At 66.7% G+C, this 24699-nt stretch carries 21 protein-coding genes; 11 read left to right on the forward strand and 10 right to left on the reverse strand.

Annotated elements, in window-relative coordinates:
• Positions 1-77: 77 nt before the first annotated feature.
• The gene (locus tag IAQ70_RS01945) at positions 78-500 is read right to left on the reverse strand and encodes an Hsp20/alpha crystallin family protein (RefSeq protein WP_190987602.1); all 423 of its coding nucleotides are present in this window, start codon (positions 498-500) and stop codon (positions 78-80) included.
• A gap of 511 nt (positions 501-1011) precedes the next feature.
• On the reverse strand, positions 1012-1545 hold the full coding sequence (locus tag IAQ70_RS01950; protein ID WP_190987603.1) for a hypothetical protein: 534 nt from the start codon (positions 1543-1545) through the stop codon (positions 1012-1014).
• Positions 1546-1912: 367 nt separating this feature from the next.
• Here IAQ70_RS01950 and IAQ70_RS01955 point away from each other — a divergent pair, with 367 nt between their 5' ends.
• The 10 genes from IAQ70_RS01955 (at position 1913) to IAQ70_RS02000 (ending at position 14971) form a co-directional block, all read left to right on the forward strand.
• Complete coding sequence (locus IAQ70_RS01955) at positions 1913-4186, forward strand: S9 family peptidase (RefSeq protein WP_190987604.1); 2274 nt, start codon at positions 1913-1915, stop codon at positions 4184-4186.
• Positions 4187-4387: 201 nt separating this feature from the next.
• The gene (locus IAQ70_RS01960; RefSeq protein WP_190987605.1) at positions 4388-5242 is read left to right on the forward strand and encodes a hypothetical protein; all 855 of its coding nucleotides are present in this window, start codon (positions 4388-4390) and stop codon (positions 5240-5242) included.
• A 163-nt stretch (positions 5243-5405) separates the two neighbouring features.
• Positions 5406-6095, forward strand: a complete 690-nt coding sequence (locus IAQ70_RS01965) for a peptidoglycan-binding protein (protein ID WP_223858707.1) — start codon at positions 5406-5408, stop codon at positions 6093-6095.
• Between the two features lie 6 nt (positions 6096-6101).
• Positions 6102-8546 (forward strand): zinc metalloprotease, encoded by a 2445-nt coding sequence (locus IAQ70_RS01970; protein ID WP_223858604.1) that lies wholly within the window; start codon positions 6102-6104, stop codon positions 8544-8546.
• 149 nt (positions 8547-8695) lie between these two features.
• On the forward strand, positions 8696-8902 hold the full coding sequence (locus IAQ70_RS01975) for a hypervirulence associated TUDOR domain-containing protein (protein ID WP_190987606.1): 207 nt from the start codon (positions 8696-8698) through the stop codon (positions 8900-8902).
• A gap of 4 nt (positions 8903-8906) precedes the next feature.
• Positions 8907-10109 (forward strand): NAD(P)/FAD-dependent oxidoreductase, encoded by a 1203-nt coding sequence (locus IAQ70_RS01980; protein ID WP_190987607.1) that lies wholly within the window; start codon positions 8907-8909, stop codon positions 10107-10109.
• A 145-nt stretch (positions 10110-10254) separates the two neighbouring features.
• Complete coding sequence (locus IAQ70_RS01985) at positions 10255-11826, forward strand: DUF4118 domain-containing protein (RefSeq protein WP_317983552.1); 1572 nt, start codon at positions 10255-10257, stop codon at positions 11824-11826.
• A complete protein-coding gene (locus IAQ70_RS01990) occupies positions 11823-12506 on the forward strand; it encodes a response regulator (RefSeq protein ID WP_190987609.1) in 684 nt (227 codons plus the stop codon). Before IAQ70_RS01985 ends, IAQ70_RS01990 begins: the two co-directional genes overlap by 4 nt.
• Before the next feature lie 103 nt (positions 12507-12609).
• Complete coding sequence (locus IAQ70_RS01995; protein WP_190987610.1) at positions 12610-14586, forward strand: APC family permease; 1977 nt, start codon at positions 12610-12612, stop codon at positions 14584-14586.
• A 13-nt stretch (positions 14587-14599) separates the two neighbouring features.
• On the forward strand, positions 14600-14971 hold the full coding sequence (locus IAQ70_RS02000) for a hypothetical protein (protein WP_190987611.1): 372 nt from the start codon (positions 14600-14602) through the stop codon (positions 14969-14971).
• A 121-nt stretch (positions 14972-15092) separates the two neighbouring features.
• Here IAQ70_RS02000 and IAQ70_RS02005 read toward each other — a convergent pair whose 3' ends face one another.
• The 4 genes from IAQ70_RS02005 to IAQ70_RS02020 all read right to left on the reverse strand — a co-directional run bounded on the left by IAQ70_RS02005 (position 15093) and on the right by IAQ70_RS02020 (position 17715).
• Complete coding sequence (locus IAQ70_RS02005) at positions 15093-15650, reverse strand: GNAT family N-acetyltransferase (RefSeq protein ID WP_190987612.1); 558 nt, start codon at positions 15648-15650, stop codon at positions 15093-15095.
• A 68-nt stretch (positions 15651-15718) separates the two neighbouring features.
• Positions 15719-16885 carry an acetate kinase gene (locus IAQ70_RS02010; protein ID WP_190987613.1) on the reverse strand — a complete coding sequence of 389 codons (1167 nt, stop codon included), beginning with the start codon at positions 16883-16885 and terminating at the stop codon, positions 15719-15721.
• Positions 16886-16969: 84 nt separating this feature from the next.
• Positions 16970-17275, reverse strand: a complete 306-nt coding sequence (locus IAQ70_RS02015) for a winged helix-turn-helix domain-containing protein (RefSeq protein WP_190987614.1) — start codon at positions 17273-17275, stop codon at positions 16970-16972.
• The gene (locus tag IAQ70_RS02020) at positions 17272-17715 is read right to left on the reverse strand and encodes a hypothetical protein (RefSeq protein WP_190987615.1); all 444 of its coding nucleotides are present in this window, start codon (positions 17713-17715) and stop codon (positions 17272-17274) included. The genes IAQ70_RS02015 and IAQ70_RS02020 overlap by 4 nt, the downstream gene beginning before the upstream one ends.
• A 167-nt stretch (positions 17716-17882) precedes the next feature.
• On the opposite strand from IAQ70_RS02020, the gene IAQ70_RS02025 reads away from it, so the two are divergent.
• A complete protein-coding gene (locus IAQ70_RS02025) occupies positions 17883-18152 on the forward strand; it encodes a hypothetical protein (RefSeq protein ID WP_190987616.1) in 270 nt (89 codons plus the stop codon).
• Between the two features lie 119 nt (positions 18153-18271).
• Here IAQ70_RS02025 and IAQ70_RS02030 read toward each other — a convergent pair whose 3' ends face one another.
• The 4 genes from IAQ70_RS02030 to pta form a co-directional block, all read right to left on the reverse strand.
• Positions 18272-18517, reverse strand: coding sequence for a hypothetical protein (locus tag IAQ70_RS02030; protein WP_190987617.1), 246 nt, complete (start codon positions 18515-18517; stop codon positions 18272-18274).
• 31 nt (positions 18518-18548) lie between these two features.
• A complete protein-coding gene (locus IAQ70_RS02035) occupies positions 18549-19238 on the reverse strand; it encodes a hypothetical protein (RefSeq protein WP_190987618.1) in 690 nt (229 codons plus the stop codon).
• A gap of 151 nt (positions 19239-19389) precedes the next feature.
• Positions 19390-22146 (reverse strand): LuxR C-terminal-related transcriptional regulator, encoded by a 2757-nt coding sequence (locus IAQ70_RS02040; RefSeq protein WP_223858605.1) that lies wholly within the window; start codon positions 22144-22146, stop codon positions 19390-19392.
• Positions 22147-22304: 158 nt separating this feature from the next.
• Positions 22305-24383, reverse strand: coding sequence for a phosphate acetyltransferase (pta, locus tag IAQ70_RS02045; protein WP_190987620.1), 2079 nt, complete (start codon positions 24381-24383; stop codon positions 22305-22307).
• Positions 24384-24699 lie beyond the last annotated feature (316 nt).

Genomic DNA, 24699 nt, shown 5'->3' on the forward strand with positions numbered 1-24699 from the left:
TCGGCCACGTCTCCCTCGGCACAGTGATGACCCCCGGACCGGCCGGGAGTCATCACTGTGGGAGCTGCGACGGCGGGCTACGACGCAAGCTGGTGCTGCGGCTCCTTCGTCTCGATCTCGATTTTCCGTGGCTTGGCCTTTTCGGCGACCGGTATCCGCAACGTCAGCACACCGCCGTTGTACGTTGCCTTGACGTGTTCCACGTCCAAGGTGTCACCGAGGATCAACTGACGGCTGAAGGTTCCGCGCGGTCGCTCGGAGGCGATCAGCTCGACGTCCTTCCCGGCAGGCTCGGGGCGCTGGGCCTTCACGGTCAGGACGTTTCGTTCCACGTCGAGGTCAACGGAGTCCGGGCTAACTCCAGGCAGGTCGAACGCCACAACGAATTCCTGGTCGTCCCGCCACGCGTCCATGGGCATCGCCGCAGGACGCGCGCTGGTTCCGAGGACCTGCTGGGTCAGCCTGTCCAGTTCGCGGAACGGATCGGTACGCATCAACATGATTTTCCTCCTCGTAAGAGCTGGTTCAACATACTGGAATCAGCTGATCTGTATTGGCTGATATAGATTTTTTATAGCACCAGTACCTGGTTCCGCACAAGCAGGGTTGACACGACTTTCGATGACTCCGGCCATGACAGGGCGGCCAACTTTGTTCCCGTAAACAGCGCGGACAACTGGCTGCACCTGATTCTGGGCCGGGCATGATTGCGTTGGCCATTCTCCTGTCCAGGAGCACCGACCCGGCGCGGGCCACGGTCCGCGGCAGCGACCGCGGTACGACGCGCTAGCCGCTCATAAGGATGGCCCCCGGCGAGGCCGGGGGCCACCTTATCGGAAGGGTCACCCGCAAACTGCCGATGCGCTATCTGGCGCTGTGGCGTGCCCAAAAGGCTAGCCGCCCTCAAGAGGCAGATGAAAAAGAACGCGTCCGGATCCTCCCGGTAATGCCGTTTTAGCACCGCTCGGGGGACCGTTCAAGGGGTTCCCGCCGGTAACTTTCTCAAAGCCTCTACGTTGCGGCAGCCCCCGGATCAGCGGCCGGCGCGGAGTATCCCTCCGGTTCACCTGGCCGCGGGGTTTCATGGGACCCGGAACTCGTCGGGCCCTCCAACGCCGAGTGTCCTGCGATTACGGGAGAAACGATTGCGGGGGCAATTCCCAGCAGGGCAAGAACGAGGATCAGTTCCAACGTACTGAGCCCGAAATAGAGGCTCTGCAGCCAGGAGTATCCGATGATGGCCACCTCGGTGAAGATCCAGATGAGCATGGCGAAGCCCGCAACCGCAGCCACCAGCAGAGCCCGGGGACGCTGCCTAACCAGCGCAAACGCGGCGGCCGCGTGCGTACCCCCGACGACGATGCCCAGAATGAGCCCCAAGCCAAGGACGGACGAGAACCAAGTGCCCGCGAGGTGCTCCAACGGGACCCCCGCGCCGCCAAAAGCAATGGCCAGTACTGCGCCCCCAAAAGCTGACAGCGCGTTGAAGATCAGGAGGGCGATGAGTCCGCCCGAGAATGTTTTGCTGGAAAGTGGGAGACTCACGTTGCAGACCTTCCGTTGGTCGCGATAAGACCCAGGCGCCATCTAGGAAATCCAGATCATCGGAGCCTCAGGTCCTCGTGGGCTGACTGTAGTCCCCCATACGAATGACCAACAGGGCTGAATTCGCATCCGAGGTGGTGGAACTGACCGAAGACACGGTGTTGGGAGAGGCATCCAGGAGTTGTGGGCTCGCCCGCCCGCGTGGTGCGCCAGGTCCCCACGTGAACCACGCAGCCTAAAGACAGCAACTGCCAGAGCGTTCCGGAAAAGACCACATCAAGTGAGAGGGCGTCCGTGGGGAGGGCGGCAGCTACCCCGGTAGCGAACGGGCGTGCCGTTTGCTGGCGGGGGTATCTATATTGAAGGAATGACTCAGACTCCGCTGCAGGATTCCGCCAACTCCTCCCCCGCTTCGGCCGTCACTTTCCCTGACGCCGCTAGCACCAGCAGTCTCACGCCGCCGGTCGCCAAGAAGGTCCCGCACGCGCGGACCCACCACGGCGATACCTTCGTGGACAGCTACGAGTGGCTGCGCGAAAAGGAATCTGCCGAGGTGGTTGAGCACCTCAAGGCCGAGAACGCCTACCAGGAGGCGGTCACCGCGCATCAGGAGCCGCTGCGGGAGGCCATCTTCCAGGAAATCAAGGGCCGCACGCAGGAGACAGACTTGTCTGTCCCGAACCGCAAGGACGGCTGGTGGTACTTCAGCCGCTCGGCGGAGGGCAAGGAATACGGCATCCAGTGCCGGGTCCGCGCCCGGGACACCGGCAACCCCGTGGCCGACTGGACTCCCCCGGCGGTGCAGGCCGGCGTCGAAATCCCCGGCGAGGAAGTGCTGCTGGACGGCAACGTCGAAGCTGAAGGCAAGCCGTTCTTCTCCGTGGGCGGCTCGGCCGTCACCGTGGACGGGAACCTCTACGCCTACGCCGTGGACAACGCCGGCGACGAACGCTTCACCCTGCACATCAAGGACCTGCGCACGAGTGAACTGCTGCCGGACGTCATCGAAAACGTCTTCTACGGCGTCAGCTTCTCCCCCGACGGCACCCGCATCTTCTACACCGTGGTGGATGATTCGTGGCGCCCCTACCAGGTCAAGTCCCACGTGCTGGGCACGCCCGTCACCGACGATGAGGTGATTTACCAGGAGGACGACGTCGCCATGTGGCTGGGCTTTGAGCTCTCCTCTGACAGGCGTCACCTCGTGCTGGGCATCGGCTGCTCCGAGTACAGCGAGACGCGGCTGCTCCGCTTCGACGATCCGACGGCGGCGCTCACCACCGTGATTTCGCGGGACGAGCGCGTGCTCTACGAGGCGGAGCCGTTCCTCCTCGAAGGCCCTGACGGCGAAAAGTCCGAGCGGATCATCATCACGCACAACCGGAACGCCGTGAACTCCATGGTCTCCCTCGTTGACCCGGCCGAGCTCTCCAAGCCGCTGGCCGAGCAGCACTGGAGCACCGTCGTCGAACATTCCGACGACGTCCGCGTCAACGGTGCAGGGGTCACCTCCACGCACCTGATCGTCTCCGTCCGCAAGGACACCATTGAGCGGGTCCAGGTGATGGGGCTTTCCGGGCTGGGCACCGCCGCGCAGGAGCCGCCCGTGGAACCGGCCTTCGACGAGGAGCTGTACACGGCCGGCGTCGGCGGATCCGACTATGAGGCGCCGGTCATCCGGCTGGGCTACACGTCCTACTTCACGCCGTCGCGCGTGTACGACTTTGTCCTTCCCACCGCGGCACAGCCCGCCGGCGAGCTGCTGCTCCGCAAGGAAAGCCCGGTGCTGGGCGGCTACTCCGCCGCCGACTACGTCGCCACCCGGGAATGGGCCGCCGCCGCGGACGGCACGCGGATCCCGCTCTCCGTCCTGCGGCACAAGAGCATCAAGCAGGATTCGACGGCGGCGGGGCTGGTTTACGGGTACGGCTCGTACGAGCTGAGCATGGACCCCGGTTTCGGCATCGCGCGGCTGTCGCTGCTGGACCGCGGCGTGGTGTTTGTGATCGCCCACATCCGCGGCGGGGGCGAGCTGGGCCGGCACTGGTACGAGGACGGCAAGAAGCTCACCAAGAAGAACACGTTCACGGACTTCGTGGCCGCCACCGACTGGCTGGCGGACTCGGGCTGGGTGGAGCCGTCCCGGATTGCGGCCATGGGAGGCTCCGCGGGCGGCCTGCTGATGGGCGCCGTGGCCAACCTGGCGCCGGAAAAGTACGCCGCGGTGGTGGCGCAGGTGCCCTTCGTGGACCCGCTGACGAGCATCCTGGACCCGGAGCTCCCGCTGTCCGCCCTCGAATGGGAGGAATGGGGAAACCCCATCACGGACGCTGAGGTGTACGCCTACATGAATTCCTACTCGCCCTACGAGAATGTGCGGGAAGTGGCATACCCGAAGATCGCCGCGGTGACGTCCTTCAATGACACCCGCGTTCTCTATGTTGAGCCCGCCAAGTGGGTCCAGGAGCTGCGGAACAAGACCACCGGCACGGAGCCGATCGTCATGAAGATCGAAATGGAAGGCGGCCATGGCGGAGCATCGGGCCGATACGTCCAGTGGCGCGAGCGGGCGTGGGACTACGCGTTCATCGCCGATTCCCTCGGCGCGGTTGAGCTGTTGCCGGGGGCTGGCCTGCGGTAATCCAATCGACTGCTCCGTAACTGCCCTTTTGGGCGCCCATAACGGCAGAGGGCCCACGCCGGTAGGGTTCCCTGGCCGAGCTTGCGAGGTGAGGGAACCGGTGGGGATCAACCGATGACGAAAAAGGTAACCAGGCTTACTATTGTCTGATGCAGTGCTGTCCGCTGGGGGCAGATCAACCCCCTCCGGACGTGAGGTGACGTGAGCATGGTTCCCCAGCAGCTGGTGACGCGACTCTGGCGTAAATTCCGCGGCAAGGCGCCGCAGCATGTTGTGGCCCTGACGGCCGCTGCGGCCCTTCTGGCCGGGCTCACGGGGGCATGGGGAGGCGACGGCGAATCGTACCGTCCGGTCCAGCCGTTAGAGCGGGTAACGCTGGCCGACGCCACCACGTCAGTGCCTGCGCAGTCCGGTGCCGCGCTACGGCCCGGAAACGCCGGGAGCACCGTTGAACCGGCCCTGCGAATTGCACCTGCCGGCTGGGAACGTCCCGCACCGGACTGGGTGTTCCCTTTCGACCCGCCGGATGAACCGGAAGAGGACGGCAACCAGGCCCTGGCGGTGAACACCACCGACGGCTCGGCGGCCTACAGTGTGGAATTCTCTTTGGTCTGGGCCGAAGACGGCGATCCTGTGGACACGACCAATGAAGCGTACGCTTTTGCCCACTGCACGGGCTGCGCGGCGGTGGCCGTGGGATTCCAGGTGGTACTGATAGAGGAACGACCCGAAATTATCGCTCCGCAGAACCATTCCGCGGCCGTGAACTACAACTGCCTCGAATGCCACACTAATGCGCTGGCCAACCAGTTGGTCCTGAGCGTGGGCTGTGGGCTGAGTGATGACCGGATGGATCAACTGTCAGCACTGTGGGACGAGATCGACGCGTACGGCAGGAACCTCGAGTACAGCACAAACCTTCAGAACGTCCCGCTTTCTGAAATCCAGTCCCGGCTGGAGGCGTACAAGCAGCAGATCATCGCCATCGTCCAAGCCGACCCGAGTGCCACGCCGGCACCCGCCGCTGAAATGCAGCCTGCCGGGACTTCCGCCTAAGGCACACAGCCCATCGATTGCTCCGTAACTGCCGTTTTGGACGCTCATAACGGCAGTTACGGAGCAACCGATGACGGAGAAAGCTAACCATGCTTACTATTGTCTGGCGCGGGCTGCCCGCTGGGGGTAGACCAACCCGCGCCGTACTGGAGGTTGCGTGAGCATGAACCCGGAAATGCGTCCCCTGACTGACGATGAGCTGCTGCTGGAACAGACCACCGCCCTGCCGGACAAGGAAGTTGCTTCCGTCCTGGACCTGAACGCGGACCTCGATCTCGGCATTGACGCGGCGGCCCCCATCGACCTGGCCGTGGCGGCCAACGCCAACGTGGCGGCACCGATTGACGCCGCGGCTTCGGCAAACATCCTCTCCTTTGGTTCGGACGCGCAGGCCTTGGCGGACCAGGGCGTGATCATCGACCAGGGGATCGCGGCGGACGCGAACGCCGATTCCGCCCAGGACAGCATCATCAGCCAGGGCACAGGAACCGACACGGCGCCGGAGACCCCGGCCGGAACCGCGCCGGACGCATCATCGCCGGATGCCTCACTGCCGGACCCCACACTGCCCGACGTCGGTGCGCTGCCGGCTGATCCCGCCGCAGCCCTCGACGGGGACCTCCTCAACGTCAACGTGGACCTCGCGGCCGACGCCGACATCGCCGCACCGATCAACGGTGCCGTCGCCGCAAACGCCAACGTTGCTGCTCCGATCGATGCCGCCGTGGCCGCGAACATCGGCTCCATCGACAGCCAGGCGTTTGCCGTGGCCGATCAGGACGCCATGATTACCCAGCACATTGAGGGCGCTGCCAACGCTTCGGCCGATCAGCAGTCCGACCTCGAACAGTAAGCACAGATGACCACAACGTACGGCGGCCCGCCCGGACAGGCGGGCCCGCCGTCGTCCCCTGCCACCGCGGCCGGGCACCGGCCGCACGTTCCCTCTCGGGCCGAAGGAGTGCAGCTCCTCGGCCAGTCGGAGGGGTCGGGCTACCGCGAGCCGCCTTCCCTGGTCCGCCGGGCGGATGGCCAGACCCTGCAGTTGACGCCGCTGCTGTATCTGGTGCTGGAGGCCACCGACGGGACCCGGAGCCTGGCCGAGATCGCGCAGCACGCGAGCATGGGTTCGGGGCGGCTGGTCAGCGCGGAGAACGTCCGCACGCTGATGGATTCTCAGCTGCTGCCCATGGGCCTGCTTCAACTGGCGGACGGATCACAGCCGGAGGTGCGCAAGGCCGACCCGCTGCTGGGCATGCGGTTCCGCTACACGGTGACCAATCCGGAACGCACCCGCAGGCTGACGGCCCCCTTTGCCGCCCTGTTCAATCCGCTGATTGTGGTGGCGGTGACGGCGGCGTTCCTGGCGGCCTGCTGGTGGGTGCTGATGGTGAAGGGCCTCGGCTCCGCCACCCACGAGGCGTTCGCCAACCCCGCCCTGCTCCTGCTGATTTTCGCCATCACCATCCTGTCCTCCGGCTTCCACGAGTTCGGCCACGCGGCCGGCGCGCGCAAGGGCGGCGCCACGCCCGGAACCATGGGCGCAGGCCTGTACCTGATCTGGCCGGCGTTCTTCACCGACGTCACCGATTCCTACCGGCTGGGCCGTGGCGGACGCCTGCGCACGGACCTCGGCGGCCTGTACTTCAACGCCATCGTGGCGGTGGCCATCATGGGCATCTGGTGGGCCACGGGCTTTGACGCGTTGCTGCTGGTGGTGGTCACCCAGATCCTGCAGATGGTCCGTCAACTGCTTCCCCTCGTGCGGTACGACGGGTACCACATCCTCGCCGACACCGTAGGCGTTCCGGACCTGTTCCAGCGCATCAAGCCGACCCTCCTCGGCCTGCTCCCCTGGCGTTGGGGAAAGCCGGAAAGCCGGGTCCTGAAGCCGTGGGCGCGCGCCGTGGTGACGCTTTGGGTCCTGGTTACCGTGCCAATGCTGCTGTTCAGCCTGGTCATGATGGTGCTCGCCCTGCCGCGGCTGCTGGCCACCGCGTGGGACGGCGTACTCAGGCAGCAATCGTTACTCGCTGAAAGCGCCGCCGCCGGGGACCTGGCCGGGGCCGCCGTTCGTGTCCTGGCCATCGCGGCCGTGGCCCTTCCGGTGCTGGGCATGATCTACATCCTGTTGCGGCTGCTGCGGCAGGTGGTGACCGGCCTCTGGCGAAAAACCCGCGGCAAGGCGCTGCGGCGCGGCGCCGCCATGGCGGCCGTTGCGGCCGTTCTGGCCGGACTCGCGTGGGCGTGGTGGCCCGACGGCGGGACGTACCGTCCGGTGCAGCCGTACGAACGCGGGACCCTGGCAGACGCCACCGCTTCCGTATTTCCGCAGTCCCGCACCGTGCTCCGCGAGGGGCAGCCGGGCAGCACCGTGGCCCTGTGGCCTGCGGGAGCGGCCCTGCCCACTCGGGAGAACCCGCAGCTGAGCATGGTCCTGGTGCCCGCCGGTTCCGCTGCGGCCACCAGTTCCGCGGGCGCCCGCCCGGGCGTGCCTTCGGCCCCGTCCTGGGTATTCCCCTTCGACCGGCCCGCCGCTCCCGAGGCCGGCGGCAACCAGGCGCTGGCAGTGAACACCACCGACGGATCGGTGACGTACAGCGTGGCCTTCGCCCTGGTCTGGGCCGAGGACGGCGAACCGGTGGACGCCACCAATGAGGCCTACGCGTTCGCCAGCTGCTCGGGATGCGCGGCAGTGGCGGTCGGCTTCCAGGTGGTGCTTATTGTGGGCCAGGCGGATGTCATCGTCCCGGAAAACCTGTCTGCTGCCGCCAACTACAACTGCCTGGAGTGCCTCACGTACGCCCTGGCGAGCCAACTGGTCCTCACCCTGGACGGCCCGCTGGGCGAGGACAGCATGGCACGGCTGAATGAACTCTGGGCCCAGATCGCCGCTTACGGCAGGAACATCCAGAACGTGCCGCTGTCCGAAATCCAGTCCCGGCTTGAGGCGTACAAGGAACAAATCACCGCGATCATCAAGGCCGACCCCAGCGCCACGAAGGCCGGCACCGCAACGTCCGCTGAAACTGCCAGCCCGGGCCCCACGCCGGGCCGGACAGCGCCGCCCTCCCCCGGTTCCACGGCACCAGCGCCGGCCCCCACCGGCAACGGCGCGGCCTCTGCGCCGCCGGCTGTGCCGCCCACGACGCAACCGACGCAATCGGCTCCAGGCGACCCGCCGCCGTCGTCCGCTCCCACCGCTGAGGCGCCCGCACCACCGCCGGCGCCCGCACCGCCAACAACGGGTGCCGGCGGAACGGCACCCGCGGCCGGGCAGCCAACCCCATCGATTGCTCCGTAACGGCCCTTTTGGGCGCCGAGAACGGCGGTTACGGAGCAATGGATGGGGGTCCTGGAGCGATCAGGGGGGCTCGAACCCGTGACCCGCGATACTAACCATGCTTACCATTGTGTGCAGCCGGTTTCTCACGCCGGGCCAAAGGAGCAGACATGTCGCTACGCAAGGGAACCTCCGTGGAATGGAACACGCCCCAGGGGCCCACGCACGGCAAAATCGTGGAGAAAAAGACGAGCGACTTTGAACTGGACGGGAACACCCACCGGGCAACGGCTGACGAACCCCAGTACGTGGTGGAGTCCGCCAAGACCGGGGCGCGGGCGGCCCATAAAGCGTCGGCCCTGACCGAGAAGGACTGAGGCCATGTCTGACGCCGCGCATCACGAGGTCCTCATCATTGGCGGCGGCAACGCAGGTATTTCGCTGGCGGCACGGCTGCACCGTTACGGCGTTGCTGATATCGCCGTCGTCGAACCCAAAGACCACCACCTGTACCAGCCGCTTTTCTCCCACATTGCCGGCGGCAGGGCCAAGGCCGCGGAGGCCATCCGTTCGCAGGCTTCCGTCACTCCCCCGGGAGTGGAGTGGATCCGGGACGGAGCCCTGGTGATCAATGCCGTAGCCAACACGGTCACGCTGAACTCCGGCGATCAGATCACCTACGACCAGCTGGTGGTCTGCCCGGGCCTGCAGCTGGACTGGGACAAGATCCCGGGCCTCGAAGCCGCGGTCCATTCGCCCTTCGGCGCCTCACATTACGAGTTCGCTCTCGCCCCCAAAGCCTGGACCCTGCTCAGCAGCCTCACGTCCGGCACCGCCGTGTTCACCATGCCTGCCGGACCGGCCAAGTGCGCCGGCGCGGCCCAAAAGCCCATGTACCTGGCCTGCGACTACTGGAAGGAACATGGAGTCCTCGATGACATCCGGGTGGTCATGGTCCAGCCCTATCCCACCGTTTACGGCGTCCCCGGCGTTGATGACGAGCTCAACCGGAAGATCGCCGAATACGGCATCGAACTGCGCCTGAACAGCGAGCTGACAGCCGCTGATCCCCTCGGGCGGACCGTGCTGATCCGCGATAACGCGGCGGGTACCACCGAGGAGATCCGCTACGACGTCCTCAACGCCGTCCCGCCGCAGTCGGCACCGGACTGGCTCAAGGCCACGGACCTGCCGGCACCGGGCAATGGCGGCGGGTTCGTGCAGGTTGACCCGGAAACCCTCCGGCACGTCCGCTACCCCAATGTCTGGTCCCTGGGGGACGCCGCCGCAACCGCCAATTCCAAGTGCGGCGGCGCGCTGCGCAAACAGACCAAAGTCCTGGCCAAGAACCTCATGGCTGCCCGGAAGGGAGCGCCCCTGACCCAGAAGTACGACGGCTACGCGGTGTGCCCGTTCACGGTCTCCCGCTCAACCGTGGTGTTCGCCGAGTTCGACGCCGACTACCGGCCTAAGCCCACCATCCCCAAGGTACCCACGTGGAAGGAAAGCCGGGCGTCATGGGTGGTGGACCGCGACGTTTTCCCGCAGGTCTACTGGAACCTGATCCTCAAGGGCCGGGCGTAGGGCGGACGGCGGCCCTGTTCGGATGGCAGCGTGATTTCCGGCATGGAGTGAAGGCTGCGCCATGCCCGTCAGGCTCGACCGAAACTGTCAGACTGTCTGTGTGGCAAAGGGAACTCATCGCATATTTCCGGGCGCGGCTCCCGGCGTGGGCAAGACTTTCACCGTGCTGCCCAAGGCCGCCGCCCCGCTGACGCTCGGCCGCGCCCGGACAACGGCCGGCTTCATTCTCGCCGTGCTCCTGCCGGCACTCGCCACGTTTGTCCTTTCCCTGGCCCCGGATCTGAACCTTGCCACGCATGTGCTGGTCCATCTGACCGGGGTGATGGCAGTGGCCTTCGTCGGAGGGCTGTGGCCGGCGGTGGTGGCTGCGCTGCTGGACTCCCTGCTGCTCAACTACTTCGAGACGGACCCGGTGGGGACGTTCAGCGTCAAAGATCCGCAGAACATTTTCGCGCTGCTGGTATTCCTTGGCTCAGCGATTGCGGTGTCCCTGCTGGTCGGACTCTCGGCCAGGCGCGCCCGCGAGGCCGCCCGCGCACGGTCCGAGGCTGCAACCCTGGCGGATCTGGCCCGGGAAGCGCTGATCGAGGATGATACGGTTCCCGCTTTTCTTAATAAGGTCCGGAAGACCTTCCAGGTCCAGTCCGCAGGGCTGTATACCCTGCCCGCGGATACCCTGCCCGCGGATACCCTGCCAGCGGCTACCCGCGGGGACTGGGTGCTTCAGGCCTACTCCGGCCAGGCGCCGCCCGCGTCCCCCGGCACCGGCGATCCCGCCGCCGGTGCCCCCGCCGCCGGCGCCGTTGAACTGGCGGACCCGGCGACTGCACTGGTGGTCGCCGGGAGGGACCTGACCGCGGGAGACCGGCGGCTGCTGACGGCCTACGGGTCCCACCTCCTCCTGCTGCGGCAGCGTCAGTCACTCCAGCTCAAGCTGCGCGAGACGGCAAAGCTGGCGGAGGGCAACAGCATTCGGACGTCCATTCTGCGCGCCGTCAGCCACGACCTGCGGACACCCCTGGCAGGAATAAAGCTTGCCGTCACAGCCCTGCGGCGCCAGAACGTGCGGCTCCCGGAGGAGGTCAGGGCCGAAATGCTCGAAACCATCGAGTCGTATTCAGACCGCCTTGAGTCCCTGGTGGGCAATCTTCTGGACATGTCCCGGATTTCGAGCGGTTCCGCGGCACCGCTCACAGCGCCGGTGACCTGGAGGGATGCCATCGAAGAAGCGCTGCGGGGAATCCCCGCCGGTGCCATCAGGGTCGATCTCGCCCCGAACATGCCCGTCATCGACGCCGACCTGGGCATGCTGGAGCGGGTCATCGCCAACATCGCGGAGAACGCTTTGAAATACGCGCCGGGCGCCGACGTCGTCATCGTGGGCCCCTCCAGCGGCTCTGCCATGGCCACCCTCAACGGACGTCCCTGCGGCGAACTGAGGATCGTCGATCATGGCCAGGGAGTTCCCGCCGCGAATGTCATCACCATGTTCGAACCCTTCCAACGCCTCGACGACGCCCCGGACGGCCTCGGAATAGGCCTGGGACTGGCGGTCGCAAAGGGTTTCACCGAGGCAATGGGCGGCGAACTGTCCGCCGAACCGACCCCCGGAGGGGGCCTGACGATGGTCATCCGGCTCCCGCTCTCCCCAGGACCCGAAAACGCACACCTCATCTCCGCGGATGACGGACACTCCACAGAAGACGGCGGGCGATGAGAACAGTCCTCGTCGTCGACGATGAAGCCCAGCTCCTGCGGGCGCTGCAGGTCAATCTGCACGCGGAGGGGTATGCGGTGCTTACCGCCCTGGACGGAGCCACTGCCCTCCAGCACGCCGAAAACAGCCGGCCGGACATCATCGTGCTGGACCTTGGCCTGCCTGACATCAACGGGGTGGACGTCATTACCAGAATCCGCCGGTCCAGCAACACACCAATTATTGTGCTGTCTGCCCGGCACGGATCCGTGGACAAAGTCCGGGCCCTCGACGCGGGAGCCGATGACTACGTGACCAAGCCGTTCGGGCTGGACGAACTCCTTGCGCGGTTGCGGGTGGCCGAACGCCGGCTCAGTTCCTCCGACGGAGGCGCGCAGGTGAGGACGGTCGACGTCGGGGACTTCCAGGTGAACCTGGCCAGCCAAAAGGTGACCCGCGACGGGGCACCGGTACGGCTTACCCCGCGGGAATGGGCCATCCTGCAGCTGCTGGTCCGCAACCCGGGACGGCTCATAACGCAGCAGCAGATGCTGACGAAGATCTGGGGCCCGGGCTATGGCAACGAAACCCACTACCTGCGGGTGTACATGGGGCAGCTGCGCCGCAAACTTGAAGCCGACCCGGCCCGGCCCAGGCACCTGCTCACCGAGGCCGGCATGGGGTACCGCTTCGAACCGTAAATGATTCGTCAATAATTTCGTCTTTCCCGGGTCGGCATTTTCCGCCGGTGTTAGCTTCGGAGTGTGATCGCGGGTGCGTGTGTATGCACCCGGAAAGGACTCCATGACCACGTTGAGCAGGACCCCGACAGACCCGTCGGCCCCGCGTCCGCACGGCAAAACTGCCCTGCGAAACTGGCTCCTCTTCGGGCTGCAGGACAGCAAGGGCACGCATCAGGGCCCGGGCGGGGTGACCACCGCCCACGAGAAGAAGCACACATGGTGGCAGGTCATGTGCCTGACCGGTGTGGACTACTTCTCCACCCTGGGCTACCAGCCCGCCATCGCGGCCCTGGCCGCGGGCGTCATCTCCCCGCTGGCCACCATCGTGCTGGTCCTTGTGACGCTGCTCGGAGCGTTGCCCGTCTACCGGCGCGTGGCCGGGGAAAGCCACCGCGGCGAGGGCTCCATCGCCATGCTGGAGCGGCTTCTGCCCCGCTGGAGCGGCAAGCTCTTCGTCCTGGTCCTCCTGGGCTTCGCGGCCACGGACTTCATGATCACCATGACCCTGTCCGCCGCCGACGCCACGGCCCACCTGATCCAGAACCCCCTAGCCCCCGGTTGGCTGGCGGGACAGAACATCACCGTCACCCTCTTCCTGCTGGCGCTGCTCGCTGCGGTGTTCCTGCGCGGTTTCAAGGAAGCCATCGGCGTCGCCGTTGTCCTGGTGGTCCTCTATCTGGGCCTCAACGCCGTCGTCGTCGTCCTGACGCTGTTCGAGGTGTTCACCCACACCGCTGCCGTCGGTGACTGGTGGCAGGCACTGACCACCTCGCACGGCAACCCGTTCATGGTGATCGGCATCGCCGTGCTCGTCTTCCCGAAGCTGGCGCTCGGCCTATCGGGTTTTGAAACCGGGGTGGCGGTCATGCCGCAGATCCGGGGAGCGGAAACCGACACCGAGGCGAACCCCGCGGGCCGGATCAAGGGCGCCCGGCGGCTGCTGACCACGGCTGCGGTAATCATGAGCGCGTTCCTGGTCACCACTTCCTTCATCACCGTGGTGCTGATCCCGCAGCAGGAATTTGAACCCGGCGGCCAGGCCAACGGCCGGGCCCTGGCCTTCCTGGCGCACGAATACCTCGGCGTCGGCTTCGGCACCGTCTACGACATCAGCACCATCGCCATCCTCTGGTTCGCAGGCGCTTCCGCCATGGCCGGGCTGCTGAACCTGGTCCCGCGGTACCTGCCGCGCTACGGCATGGCGCCGGGATGGGCCAAAGCCGTCCGCCCCCTGGTCCTGGTGTTCACCCTGATCGGGTTCCTCATCACCTTCCTGTTCAAGGCCGACGTCGATGCCCAGGGCGGCGCGTACGCCACCGGGGTGCTGGTGCTGATGACCTCCGCCGCCGTGGCGGTCACCCTCTCGGCCCGGCGCAGCCGGCAGCGCAAGCGCACAGTCGGCTTCGGGATCATCGCTGTGGTGTTCATTTACACCACCATCGCGAACATCTTCGAACGCCCCGAAGGCATTCGGATCGCCGCCGTCTTCATCGCCGGGATCATCATCATCTCCCTGCTGTCCCGGATCCGCCGCTCCTTTGAACTGCACGCCACCCATGTGCACATGGACCGGCAGGCACTGGAGTTCATGTCAGAGGTGGTGGACGGGCCGCTGGCCATCATTTCCCACGAACCGCTCAGGACCAGCGCTGCCGCGTACGAGGACAAGCTCACCTCGGCGATCGAAGTCAGCCATCTTCCGTTGAACCACCAGGCGCTGTTCCTGGAAGTTATCGTGGACGACTCTTCGGACTTCGAGACCGAACTGCACGTCCGCGGCGTGGAGCGGCACGGCTACCGGATTTTGGAAGTCCACGGCCCCGTGGTCCCGAACACCATCGCCTCGGTGCTGCTCCACATCAGGGACGTGACCGGGCTGATGCCGCACATCTACTTCCGCTGGACCGAAGGGAATCCGGTGACGAATCTCTTGCGGTTCCTGTTCCTGGGCGAGGGTGAGATCGCTCCCGTCACCCGCGAAGTCCTGCGGGAGGCCGTGCCGGAGGTCACCAACCGCCCCTGGGTCCACGTCGGCTGACCGGAACTGCACCATGAGTTGGCGTGATGTGGGCGGAGAAGGCGGGGTCAGGTTCGATGCTCCGGCTTACGAGGTGGTGGGTTACCAGGGCCGCGGCGTGGACGGCGCCGCGTATTTGCCGAGCGCCGGCATCGTGTTCCTGGACGCCGCCGGGGACCCGTGGTGGATCATCTTCCAGGAATCCCCCGGCGTAGATTCCCGCCGGGCCCAGGTTCGCGGTGACGTCCTGGCCTGCAGCGAGCACCACGATGAACTCGTCCACGTGCGGATCCTTGCCGCAGATGTGCTCCGTGTCGACGCCGATGCCGCCTTCCGGCAGAACGCACCAGTCAGCTTTGAGGAAGCCGCCGAAGTCGCCGCCCGCATCCCCGGCCCCGTTGGCTAAACCTCATCCACTGCTCCGTAACCGCCGTTTTGGGCGCCCATTCGGCCCTAGGGCCCACGCCGGCAGGGTTCCCTGGCCGAGCTTGCGAGGTGAGGGTGCCGGTGGGGATCAATGGATGGGGTTAGTGCTGCCGGGCGCGCCATTCATCTTCGAGGATCGCATAGACCAGCTCCGTGGCCCACTGGCCCTTGTACCGCCATTTGTCCACCAGCCGGGCCTCCAACCGCATGCCCAGCCGTTCGCAGAGGGCGGCGGAAGCCGTGTTCAGTGCGTCGAGCCGCGCCTCAATCCGATGGAAGCCCAGGTCCTCGAACCCAACCCTCAGCACCGCATCCGCGGCCTCTGCCGCATACCCTTTGCCCCTCGCCGCCGGTGCCAGGCTCCAGCCGATTTCGGCCTGCCCGGTCCCCTCCAGCCACTTGAGCACCACCTCGCCCAGCAGTCCGGGCGAGTCCTGGGCCTCGACAGCCAAGGCCAGCCAGTCACCCTCCTTCTCGAAGACAAAGTTGGCGTATTTCCCGACGTACTCCATGGACTGGGTATAGGTCTTGGCTTCCCGTGGCAGGAACCGGGCCGTCTCGGGCAGCGAGTGGTACGCGTGGAAGGCGTCCAAATCCGCGCCTTCGAAACGCCGCAGGACCAAGCGGTCAGTGCGGATCGGCAAAGTGATCTCAGGCATGGACTGAACGCTACCCGCACCCCCATCCGTTGCTCCGTAAGCGCCGTTTTGAGCGCCCAAAAGGGCCGTTACGGAGCAGTGGATGGGTGGACGACGGCGGCGGTCGCCTCCGCGATGGCCTGTTCCTCGTCGGTGGGCACCACCAGAACAGGAATTGCCGACTCAGGTGTGGAAATCACGCGCGGTTCCTTGGACCGCTGACTGTTCAGGCCGGCGTCGAGCTCTATGCCCAGCGCGCCCAGCTTGTCCGCCACCAGGGCGCGGAACTGGTACGAATTTTCGCCGATGCCCGCGGTAAATACGAGCGCCTTCGCGCCGCCGACCGCCACGTGATAGCCGCCGATGTACTTGGCCAGCCGGTAGGACGTGACCGCGAGCGCCATGGACGCTTTGGCATCGCCCGCCTCGGAGGCCTCCACAACGGAGCGCATGTCGTTGTTGCCGGCCAGGCCCTTCAGCCCGGATTCACGGTTGAGCATGGTGTCGATGTCCTCCGGCGTCCAGCCGGCCCGCCCGAGGAACACCAGGATGGAGGGATCCAGGTCGCCCGAGCGGGTGCCCATCACCAGGCCTTCAAGCGGCGTGAAGCCCATGGACGTATCCACGGATTTGCCGCCCCGGATGGCCGTGACGGAGGCGCCGTTCCCGAGGTGGGCGATGACGCCGTCGAACTCGTCCACCGGAACGCCCAGCAGCCCGGCGGCCCGGTGCGTGACGTACTCGTGCGAGGTGCCGTGGAAGCCGTAGCGGCGGATGCCGTGGTTGGTGTACAGCTCGTCGGGGACGGCGTACCGCCAGGCGTGCTCGGGGAGGCTGCGGTGGAAAGCGGTGTCGAACACGGCAACCTGCGGCAGGTCCGGCCATTTCCTGGTGATGGCGCGGATGCCCAGCACGTTGGCGGGGTTGTGCAGCGGGGCCAGCGGGTTGAGCCGCTCGATGGCGCGGGTGATCTCGTTGTCGATCAGGACGGGCTCGGCGAACCGCTCCCCGCCGTGCACCACGCGGTGGCCAACAGCGCCCAGCTCAAGGTCGCCGAGTTCGGCGTGGATGGCCGCGCCCACCTGCTCCAGCGCCTCCGCGTGGTCCCGGGGACCCTCGATTTCGCCGTCGCCATCGCCGCCGTTGCCCATGCCGATCTTCTCGATCAGCCCTTCGGTCAGCACACTGCCGGCGGCGACATCGCGCACCTGGTACTTGAGCGAGGACGAGCCGGAATTGATGACGAGCACAAGCATGGGGGCCTCCTGAGCCTTGCTGGCGTGGTTACTGCCACTATATGTACTGCCAGCCCGTGTTGGGCGGGACCACCAGTGGTGATGTCAGCCCCCCGCGATGTCCCGCAGGGTCTGCAGATGCTCTTCCCATGCTGTCCGCCCGGCCGGAGTCACACTCGCCGCGGTCCGCGGCATCTTGCCTGCAAAGCTCTTCCTGATCCTCACATAGCCGGCCTTTTCCAGGACGGCCAACTGCTTGCTGAGGACGGAGTCGCTGACCTGGATGGCGTCCCGCAGGTCCTTGAAATCCATCGATTCCGCGCCGGCCAGGGCGGCCATGATGGAGAACCGGACCGGCGCGTGGATGAGGTCGTTGAGCCGGTGGCGGGGATGGTCCGCGGCCGTGCTCATGCCCGCAGCTCGCGGAAGGCCCCTGCCAGGCCCACTCCTGCGAGTACGACGGCGGCGCTTGCGTAATACCAGAGGTTTCCGTCGCGGAAGAGGCTGACTCCCGCCCCCAGTGCGATGCCGTAGAGAACCATGTAGGCACCCAAAGACGTCAGGAACCGCTTGGTGAATCCGGCCTTGGTGGACCGCTGGAACATGGGCCAGATGCAGGCCGTGGCCGCGGCCCAGATTCCTACGGCGGCGGCGAGCATGGGCGCACCGTACCCGGTGTGGGACACGATGTGCATGCCGACCATCAGCATGGAGCCCAGGATGGCGAGGCTGGTGAACACCATGGCAACGGGCCACGCGGCAGCGTTGATGGAGGTGGCACCGATTGACTGCGCCTTCGCCAGGAGCTCCTGCGCCTCGGCAGGGGTGGGGCTGCGGGTTGCCTCGTCCATGGTGTTGCCTTTCGGTGGCGGTGGCGGTTGCTGCGTCCAGTCTAGGAAAGTACTTTCCATTGCGTCAAGTACTTTCCACACCGCGTTACGTCAGCGGCCCGTTGCGTCAGCGGCCCGAGCCTGCATAGAGTCGGCGGACACGTTGCACTACGCAGAGAGGGACTTCCATGCCGAACGACACCACTCAGCCCGACAACTCCAACCCGGACGCCGAGACCGCGGATTCCGCCAACACCGGCGGAACGCAGGACCCCACCGGCGTTGAAGGCGCCAACCCGGCCCTGGACGACACCGGAAAGCCCAAAGCCGCGGAAGTGGGCGATGCCGCGGAACAGCCAGAAGATCCGCAGAACCTGGACCTCACGCCCGAAGGCCTGTCCGATGAGCCGGCCAAGCAGGAGGACCCGGACAGCCTGGCCAAGCCAGAGAACAGCTAGGGCCTCTAACCTCCACTGATCTTCCCCGAGATGGCATTTCGCGGCATTGTCTTCGCCGAACGTTGCCGCGAAGTACCATCTCGTTGCTCACCGTCCCGGACTTTGGCCTTCGCATCCGCTCAGTCCACGGCTTCCAGGGGCTCCACCGCCTCCACCGAGATCAGCACAATCCCGAGGTCCCGGACCTTTGTGAGCACGCCAAACAGCGCTGCCTGATCCGGGACGACACCGCAGAGTTTGGTGGTGCCGTCGCCTTCCTGGCTCAGCGCGAGGTCATCGAACCAGGCCGACCAGCGCTGGTCCAAGTGCCCGCCGATACGGATTTCGTATCGGGTGGGCACCTCATGCTTTGGGGACGCTGTCATGATGCACCGGCTCGCTCGGCCGTCCGGATGCTCACTTGGCTCGTTCCGGCTGGACCGGGGAACCTTCCCTGCCGGATACCGGCAGGGAAGCCGCCGGGCGGAGGCCGCTCCACAGGGAATACCCGAGGCCGATCAGTGCCACGCCGATGGGCACGGCGAACAGCCTGTCGTTTATTTGCGGCAGCAGCGGGAGGAAGAGGGTTGCCACGGACCCGGCGGCGAGCAGCGCCGCGGCCCACCGGGCAAGCACCTTGGCGCGGAACAGTGCGATCCCGAAGACCAGCCCGCCACCAAGGAACGTGACCGCCGACGCGAGGTTGAGGACGAACATCAGGCCGATGTCGCCGCTGACGGGATCCCCCATGACCGTGGCGAAGACGTCGTTGACGTACCTGGGCGTGGTGCGGGCAATGGTCGGCAGGACAACCGCCCCGATGACTTCGACGCTGAACATGATGAGGTAGCCGGCGCCAAAGATGAGGTAGCCGATCAGCCCGAGCACCCCGGCCTGGGTCACCTGGCGGAGGTACATGCCGGTGACGCCGACGAGCGCCAGGCCGGACATCAGCACCTTCAGGGATTGGCGGAGCGTGTACTCCGTGGTGGTGGCGAACTCTGCATCCAGGTGGGGGTGGTTGATCTGGACGCCGATGAACAGCAGGCCCGCGGCGGCTGCGGACAGCCCTGCCCAGCGGGTGAGTTTGGTGGTGGTGATGGACATCTCCGGCTCCCTGACTTGTTGGTTGCAGCAGCGTGGCGCTGCCGGATAACTCCAAGGTAGGGACAGGCGGGGTGAGCGGGCGTCACACCATGATGTGACCGGGAGGGTGAATCTCCTCAGGCCGCGGCCGGGGCGTGAACGGGCGGGCCGGTTACAGCAGGCCGCGGTCGCGCGCGCGGCTGACCGCAGCCCGGCGGCTGGAGACGCCGAGCTTGGTGAAGATGTGTTTGGTGTGTGTGCGCAGCGTGTTGTGCGAAATGAACAGCGCGCGGGCGATCTCCGGACCGCTCAGTTCACCGTCGAGGAGCCGCAGGACCTGGAGTTCCCGCTCGCTCAGGGGGTCAACGTCCGACGCCGGATGCTCACCCTGGTGCCCCGGTGCCCGGTGCGCGGGTGTCGTGAGCGCAGGTGCTGGGTGCGGGGGCGCGCCCAAGGTGAGGAGACGTTGTGCGTGGGCGGCAGCGCCGCCGTCGTGCGTTGCGTCATGCGCAGGGTCGCGCGTGACTGCTCGAAGCAACTCGATCATGGGCTGCCCTTCGTCCAGGAACAGCCGCACATGTTCTTCCGGTTCGGGCGGTCCGGCAAGCGCAGCACAGAGCTCCACATGTGCTTGGCGGTGCCGGCCCAACGCCTCGTAGGCGAGAGCCTGGAGCATGCGGATTTCCGCCACACTGCCCTCCCGTCCGGACGCGGTGGCGCTGGCGAGCAAGCGGTCCAGCAGGCCCATCACGCCGTGGGCGGCGTCCCCGTCCGGCCGGGCCCGCTGTTGGGCAATCAGCAGCCGGACCAGGGTGAGGTGGTTGTACTCCTGCATATAGCTGGCCTCGTCTGAGACGGATGCACCCGCAGCATGTGCCCAGCCGGCGCCGCCGGACAAGTTGCCCCGGCGCACCCACGCCCGCGCTTTGATGGCCGGAACGGGGCGTACCTCGGGGAAAAACCCGGGACGGAAAAGCTGCTCCGCCTGATCCAGGAAGTTGACGGCGGTGTCCGGGTCGCCCTCGTCCTCGGCCACGAGCGCGCTCGCAACGAACCACCGGTAGCGGCTCTCGGTCATGGGCCCTTTGTGGACGAATTCCGCGGCGGCCTCGAGGTGGTTCCTGGCGCCGCCGAGGTCCCCGCCCTGCCGGCAGATCTCGCTGAGTGCCACGTGCAGCTCGGCGCTTGCCCGCAGCATCGAGGCTCCTCCGGCGTCAGCTTGCTGCAGGGCACGCTCACTGATTCGGCGCGCCTCGCCGGGCCGGCCGGCAGCCAGCCACATGTCCGCGAGGATGACGGTGCTGCTGAGCTCGTCCAGCAAGTTTCCGGCTGCGTGCAGGCTGGCAACGGCCTCCGTGAAGGTCTGCAGCGCTTCCGTCACATCGCCCTCCGCCCAGGCTGCCAGCCCCAGGAAGGCGCCCGCTGCGCCGCGCGCAAAGTGGTGGTCCGGCGCCGCCAGCTCGAGGGCCCTCCGTGCGTGGGCCGACGTGCCGGCCACATCGCCCATTGCCTGCGCCAGCGAGGCACGGTACATCGCGATGGTGGCCGGCAGCATCCGGAGTTCCTCGACGGCAGGCCCCTCAGGTCCGGCAGACGCCGCCGCGCGCTCCGCGTCGTCGAACCGCTGCTCCACGCCGGCGAGGTCACCAGCCGCCATCAGCATCCCGCCGTAGAAGACACTCAGCAACGGACTGCGCCGGATGGCGGCGTCCGGCAGTGCCTTCAGCCAGCCGAACAGCACGGCGTCCTGGCGGTTGCGCCGGAGCACCGGCACGGCCAGTTCCGCCAGGTGGGCTGCGCGGTCAAAGTCACGGCCCCCCAGGGCGTGCCGGACAGCGTCCTCAACATGTCCATGGGACTCATACCAGCGACTGGCACGCTGATGCAGCAGCGGAATCCGGCCGGGTTCCTCGCCGAGGAGGCGGCCGCGCAGGACGTCGGCAAAGAGGTGGTGGTAGCGGTACCACTCGCGCTGGTTGTCCAGCGGGACGACAAAAAGATTGGCGTGTTCCAGGGTCAGGAGCATGGTGCTGCCGTCGTTACGGCCAGTGACGGCATCGCAGAGCGGGCCGGTGAGCCGGTCGAGGACGGCTGTGTGGAGCAGGAAGCTCCTTACTGCGTCCGGCTGGTGCTCAAGCACTTCCTCCACGAGGTAGTCCACGATGTAGCGGTCGTTCCCGGCAAAGCGTTCGATGAATCCGGCGGTGTCGCCGCGCCCCTCGAGCGAAAGCGCGGCGAGCTGGAGCGCGGCAACCCATCCCTCGGTCCTTTGGTCCAGCGTGGCGACCTGCTCTGCCGCCAGGTCCAGTCCCGCCACGTCATTGAGGTAGGCCGCGGTCTCGTCGGGGGTAAACCGGAGGTCGGCGGCACGGATTTCCACCAGCTCTCCCCTGACCCGCCACCGGGACAGCGGCAGGTCAGGGTCCGATCTCGTGCTCACCACAACATGGACCTGCGGTGGAAGGTGCTCCAGGAAGTAGGCCATGCCGGCGCCGATCGCCTGGCTGTCCACCGTGTGGTAATCGTCCAGGACCAGCCACACATCCTGGGGCACCGCGTCTTCGGACACCGCCGCGAGGTCGTTCACGAGGGCGGTGAGGACAAGCTCGTGTGCCGGCGGCGCTGACCCGAGGAGTTCCAGCGCCCCGGCACCAACTCCCGGCACCGCGGTTCGGAGCGCGGCAACCACGTAGCTCCAGAACGTGACCGGCTCGCTGTCCGCCGGATCCAGCGACAGCCACGCCACGCGCCGGTCCTGGGCAGCGGAGTCGCTTACCCAGTCAGCGAGCAGGGCCGTCTTTCCGAACCCCGCCGGGGCGGACACAAGCGTCAGTCCGGACTCCGCGCCGAGGCGCAGCTTCTCCCGCAGCCGGGGGCGTGGCACAAACCCCCGGCGCGGCGCGGGGACATACAGCTTGGTGGCAATCATCGAACGTTTCACGTTCTCCCGTTCCAGCCTCGGCGACGGCGGCACCCAGCCAGGTGCCGCCGTCGGACGTTTGGGCCTGTAAAACCCCTAACCCCAACGCGGGGTCACTCAATGCCCAAAAATCCCTCCGGAAGGGGCATTACGTGACCCCGCGTTGCTTACGGAACCGGCACCTGCGCCTGGATGGCCGTGATGGCCACGGTGTTCACGATGTCCTCCACGGTGCAGCCGCGGGACAGGTCGTTGACCGGCTTGCGGAGCCCCTGCAGGACAGGCCCGACAGCGACCGCCCCCGAGCTCTGCTGCACCGCCTTGTACGTGTTGTTGCCGGTGTTCAGGTCCGGGAAGATGAACACGGTGGCCTGCCCCGCCACGGACGAACCCGGCATTTTGGACTCCGCGATGGACGCGTCCACGGCGGCGTCGTACTGGATGGGACCTTCGACGGCGAGATCCGGGCGGCGCGCGCGGACCAGTTCGGTGGCCTGCCGGACTTCGTCCACGGCCTCGCCGGAGCCCGAGCCGCCGGTGGAGTAGGACAGCATGGCCACCCGGGGCTCCACGCCGAACTGCGCGGCCGTCTCTGCCGAAGCCAGGGCGATGTCCGCCAGCTGCTCAACGTTGGGGTCCGGGTTCACGGCGCAGTCACCATAGACCAGCACGCGGTCCGGCATCAGCATCAGGAACACCGAGGAGACGATCTTGACGCCGTCGCGGGTCTTCACGAACTCCAGCGCGGGCCGGATGGTGTGCGCGGTGGTGTGCGCGGCGCCGGAGACCATGCCGTCCACCACGCCCAGCTGGACCATCATGGTGCCGAAGTAGCTGCCGTCCTGCATGGTCTCCAGCGCCTTGGGCAGATCCACGCCCTTGTGCGCCCGCAGCCCGGCGTACTTCTCGGCAAACTTCTGGCGCAGCTCTGACGTGGCCGGATCCACGATATTGATTCCGGACAGGTCGATGCCGTTGGCCGCGGCCAGCTCGCGGACGTCCGATTCGGGCCCCAGCAGGGTGAGGTCGCAGACGTCGCGGCGGTGGAGGATTTCGGCGGCGCGCAGGATCCGCACGTCAGTTCCCTCCGGCAGCACCACGTGCCGGCGCTGCCCGCGGGCCCGTTCGATGAGCTCGTGCAGGAAACGCAGGGGGGTCATCCGTTCCAGGCGGGGCAGGTGGAGACGTTCCACCAGTTCGGCCTCATCCACGCGCTTGGACCAGAGGCCCAGGGCCGAGGCCACCTTGCGGCGGTGCCCGGACCAGATTTCGCTGCGGACCTCGGAGACGCGCTTGGCCGTCATGTATGTGTCCTCCCGGGAGGCAAAGACGGGGAAGGGAGACTGGGCCAGGAGGGGGAGGATGTTGGCGTCCGGGGCGAGGCCGCCGGTGAGGATCAGCGCGGACGGCACCGGAAATTCCGGTGAGAACGACGACGCCAGGCAGGCCACCATCACGTCCGCCCTGTCGCCGGGGACGATCACCAGGGCACCCTCGTCCAGGACGTTCAGGAAGTTGCCCACGTTCATGGCCGCGACCTTGATGTCCTTCACGTCGCGTTCCATGTCCGCACGGCCGGCGATCTGCCGCACGCCCAGGGCCGCGGCCACCTCGCCGGTGGTGGGCCGGGCGATCTCCTCCAGCTCGGGCAGGACGTAGACCGGCCGGCCGGAGGCGCCCACCGTCACCTCGGCGGCGATCCTGTCCACGAGTTCCGGATCGGCGCGGTTCACCATGATGGCCAGCAGCGCGCACTTCTCCGCGATCAGCTCCTTGCGGGCAACCTCGACGGCGGCGGCCGCCTCCGCCACGCTGAGCCCCTTTGCGCCGACCACGGCGACCACCGGGGCGGCGAGGTTGTTTGCCAGCCGGGCGTTGAGGTCAAACTCGACGGCGGCGTCCTGGCCGGTCAGGTCCGTTCCCTCCACGATCACCACGTCGCAGTACTTGGCGATCTCGGCGAAGATCTCCACGCAGCGGGCGTCGATCTCGGCCCGTTTTCCGTCTGCGAGGAGGGCGCGCACCTCGCCGGACGTCAGGCCGCCGCGGCACCGGTCGTCGTCGAGCCCGAAACGCGCTTTCATCAGGGCCACCATCGGGTCGTCCGCCGCGTCCGGGCCGTGGACCACCGGCTTGAAGAAACCGATCCGGTCCGCGTGCCGGTGAAGTGTGTCCGCGAGGCCCAGGGCGACAAGCGATTTGCCCGAGCCCGGAGTGGTTGCGCTGACGTAAATGCCTTTGGCCATGGTCCGCCCTTTGCTGTGCTGGTGCAGGTACCAACCATCCTTGCACTTGAGAGGGCGGCACAGGTCAACCCATCCAGGACAAACGCTCTCTCACTTAACGTCGGTTTTTCGTTGACGCTCTCTCACTCAACGCAGGAAAGCTGCAAGCGCTCTCTCACTCTCTTTAGGAAAGTGAGAGAGCGTCCGGGAAAAACCCGCATTAAGTGAGAGAGCGTCGCAACGGGGGGGTGCCGAAACTCCCTGTGGAAGCCCTTGGCAACAAGTTGCAACTTTGTCGCAACCGATTGCCAAAAGCTTGTTTCCTCCTATACGGTGG

Source organism: Pseudarthrobacter sulfonivorans, from assembly GCF_014712225.1.
GTDB classification, from domain to species: Bacteria; Actinomycetota; Actinomycetes; order Actinomycetales; family Micrococcaceae; genus Arthrobacter; species Arthrobacter sulfonivorans.

What these genes read in the sequence shown, in the direction of transcription:
- IAQ70_RS01980 (WP_190987607.1), top strand. Translation starts at nt 8,907, where the DNA reads ATGTCTGACGCCGCGCATCACGAGGTCCTCATCATTGGCGGCGGCAAC.
- IAQ70_RS02025 (WP_190987616.1), top strand. Translation starts at nt 17,883, where the DNA reads ATGCCGAACGACACCACTCAGCCCGACAACTCCAACCCGGACGCCGAG.
- IAQ70_RS02030 (WP_190987617.1), bottom strand. Translation starts at nt 18,517, where the DNA reads ATGACAGCGTCCCCAAAGCATGAGGTGCCCACCCGATACGAAATCCGT.
- IAQ70_RS02035 (WP_190987618.1), bottom strand. Translation starts at nt 19,238, where the DNA reads ATGTCCATCACCACCACCAAACTCACCCGCTGGGCAGGGCTGTCCGCA.
- IAQ70_RS02000 (WP_190987611.1), top strand. Translation starts at nt 14,600, where the DNA reads ATGAGTTGGCGTGATGTGGGCGGAGAAGGCGGGGTCAGGTTCGATGCT.
- IAQ70_RS01990 (WP_190987609.1), top strand. Translation starts at nt 11,823, where the DNA reads ATGAGAACAGTCCTCGTCGTCGACGATGAAGCCCAGCTCCTGCGGGCG.
- pta (WP_190987620.1), bottom strand. Translation starts at nt 24,383, where the DNA reads ATGGCCAAAGGCATTTACGTCAGCGCAACCACTCCGGGCTCGGGCAAA.
- IAQ70_RS01965 (WP_223858707.1), top strand. Translation starts at nt 5,406, where the DNA reads ATGAACCCGGAAATGCGTCCCCTGACTGACGATGAGCTGCTGCTGGAA.
- IAQ70_RS01945 (WP_190987602.1), bottom strand. Translation starts at nt 500, where the DNA reads ATGTTGATGCGTACCGATCCGTTCCGCGAACTGGACAGGCTGACCCAG.
- IAQ70_RS01975 (WP_190987606.1), top strand. Translation starts at nt 8,696, where the DNA reads ATGTCGCTACGCAAGGGAACCTCCGTGGAATGGAACACGCCCCAGGGG.
- IAQ70_RS02015 (WP_190987614.1), bottom strand. Translation starts at nt 17,275, where the DNA reads ATGAGCACGGCCGCGGACCATCCCCGCCACCGGCTCAACGACCTCATC.
- IAQ70_RS02020 (WP_190987615.1), bottom strand. Translation starts at nt 17,715, where the DNA reads ATGGACGAGGCAACCCGCAGCCCCACCCCTGCCGAGGCGCAGGAGCTC.
- IAQ70_RS02040 (WP_223858605.1), bottom strand. Translation starts at nt 22,146, where the DNA reads ATGATTGCCACCAAGCTGTATGTCCCCGCGCCGCGCCGGGGGTTTGTG.
- IAQ70_RS02010 (WP_190987613.1), bottom strand. Translation starts at nt 16,885, where the DNA reads ATGCTTGTGCTCGTCATCAATTCCGGCTCGTCCTCGCTCAAGTACCAG.
- IAQ70_RS01970 (WP_223858604.1), top strand. Translation starts at nt 6,102, where the DNA reads ATGACCACAACGTACGGCGGCCCGCCCGGACAGGCGGGCCCGCCGTCG.
- IAQ70_RS01955 (WP_190987604.1), top strand. Translation starts at nt 1,913, where the DNA reads ATGACTCAGACTCCGCTGCAGGATTCCGCCAACTCCTCCCCCGCTTCG.
- IAQ70_RS02005 (WP_190987612.1), bottom strand. Translation starts at nt 15,650, where the DNA reads ATGCCTGAGATCACTTTGCCGATCCGCACTGACCGCTTGGTCCTGCGG.
- IAQ70_RS01995 (WP_190987610.1), top strand. Translation starts at nt 12,610, where the DNA reads ATGACCACGTTGAGCAGGACCCCGACAGACCCGTCGGCCCCGCGTCCG.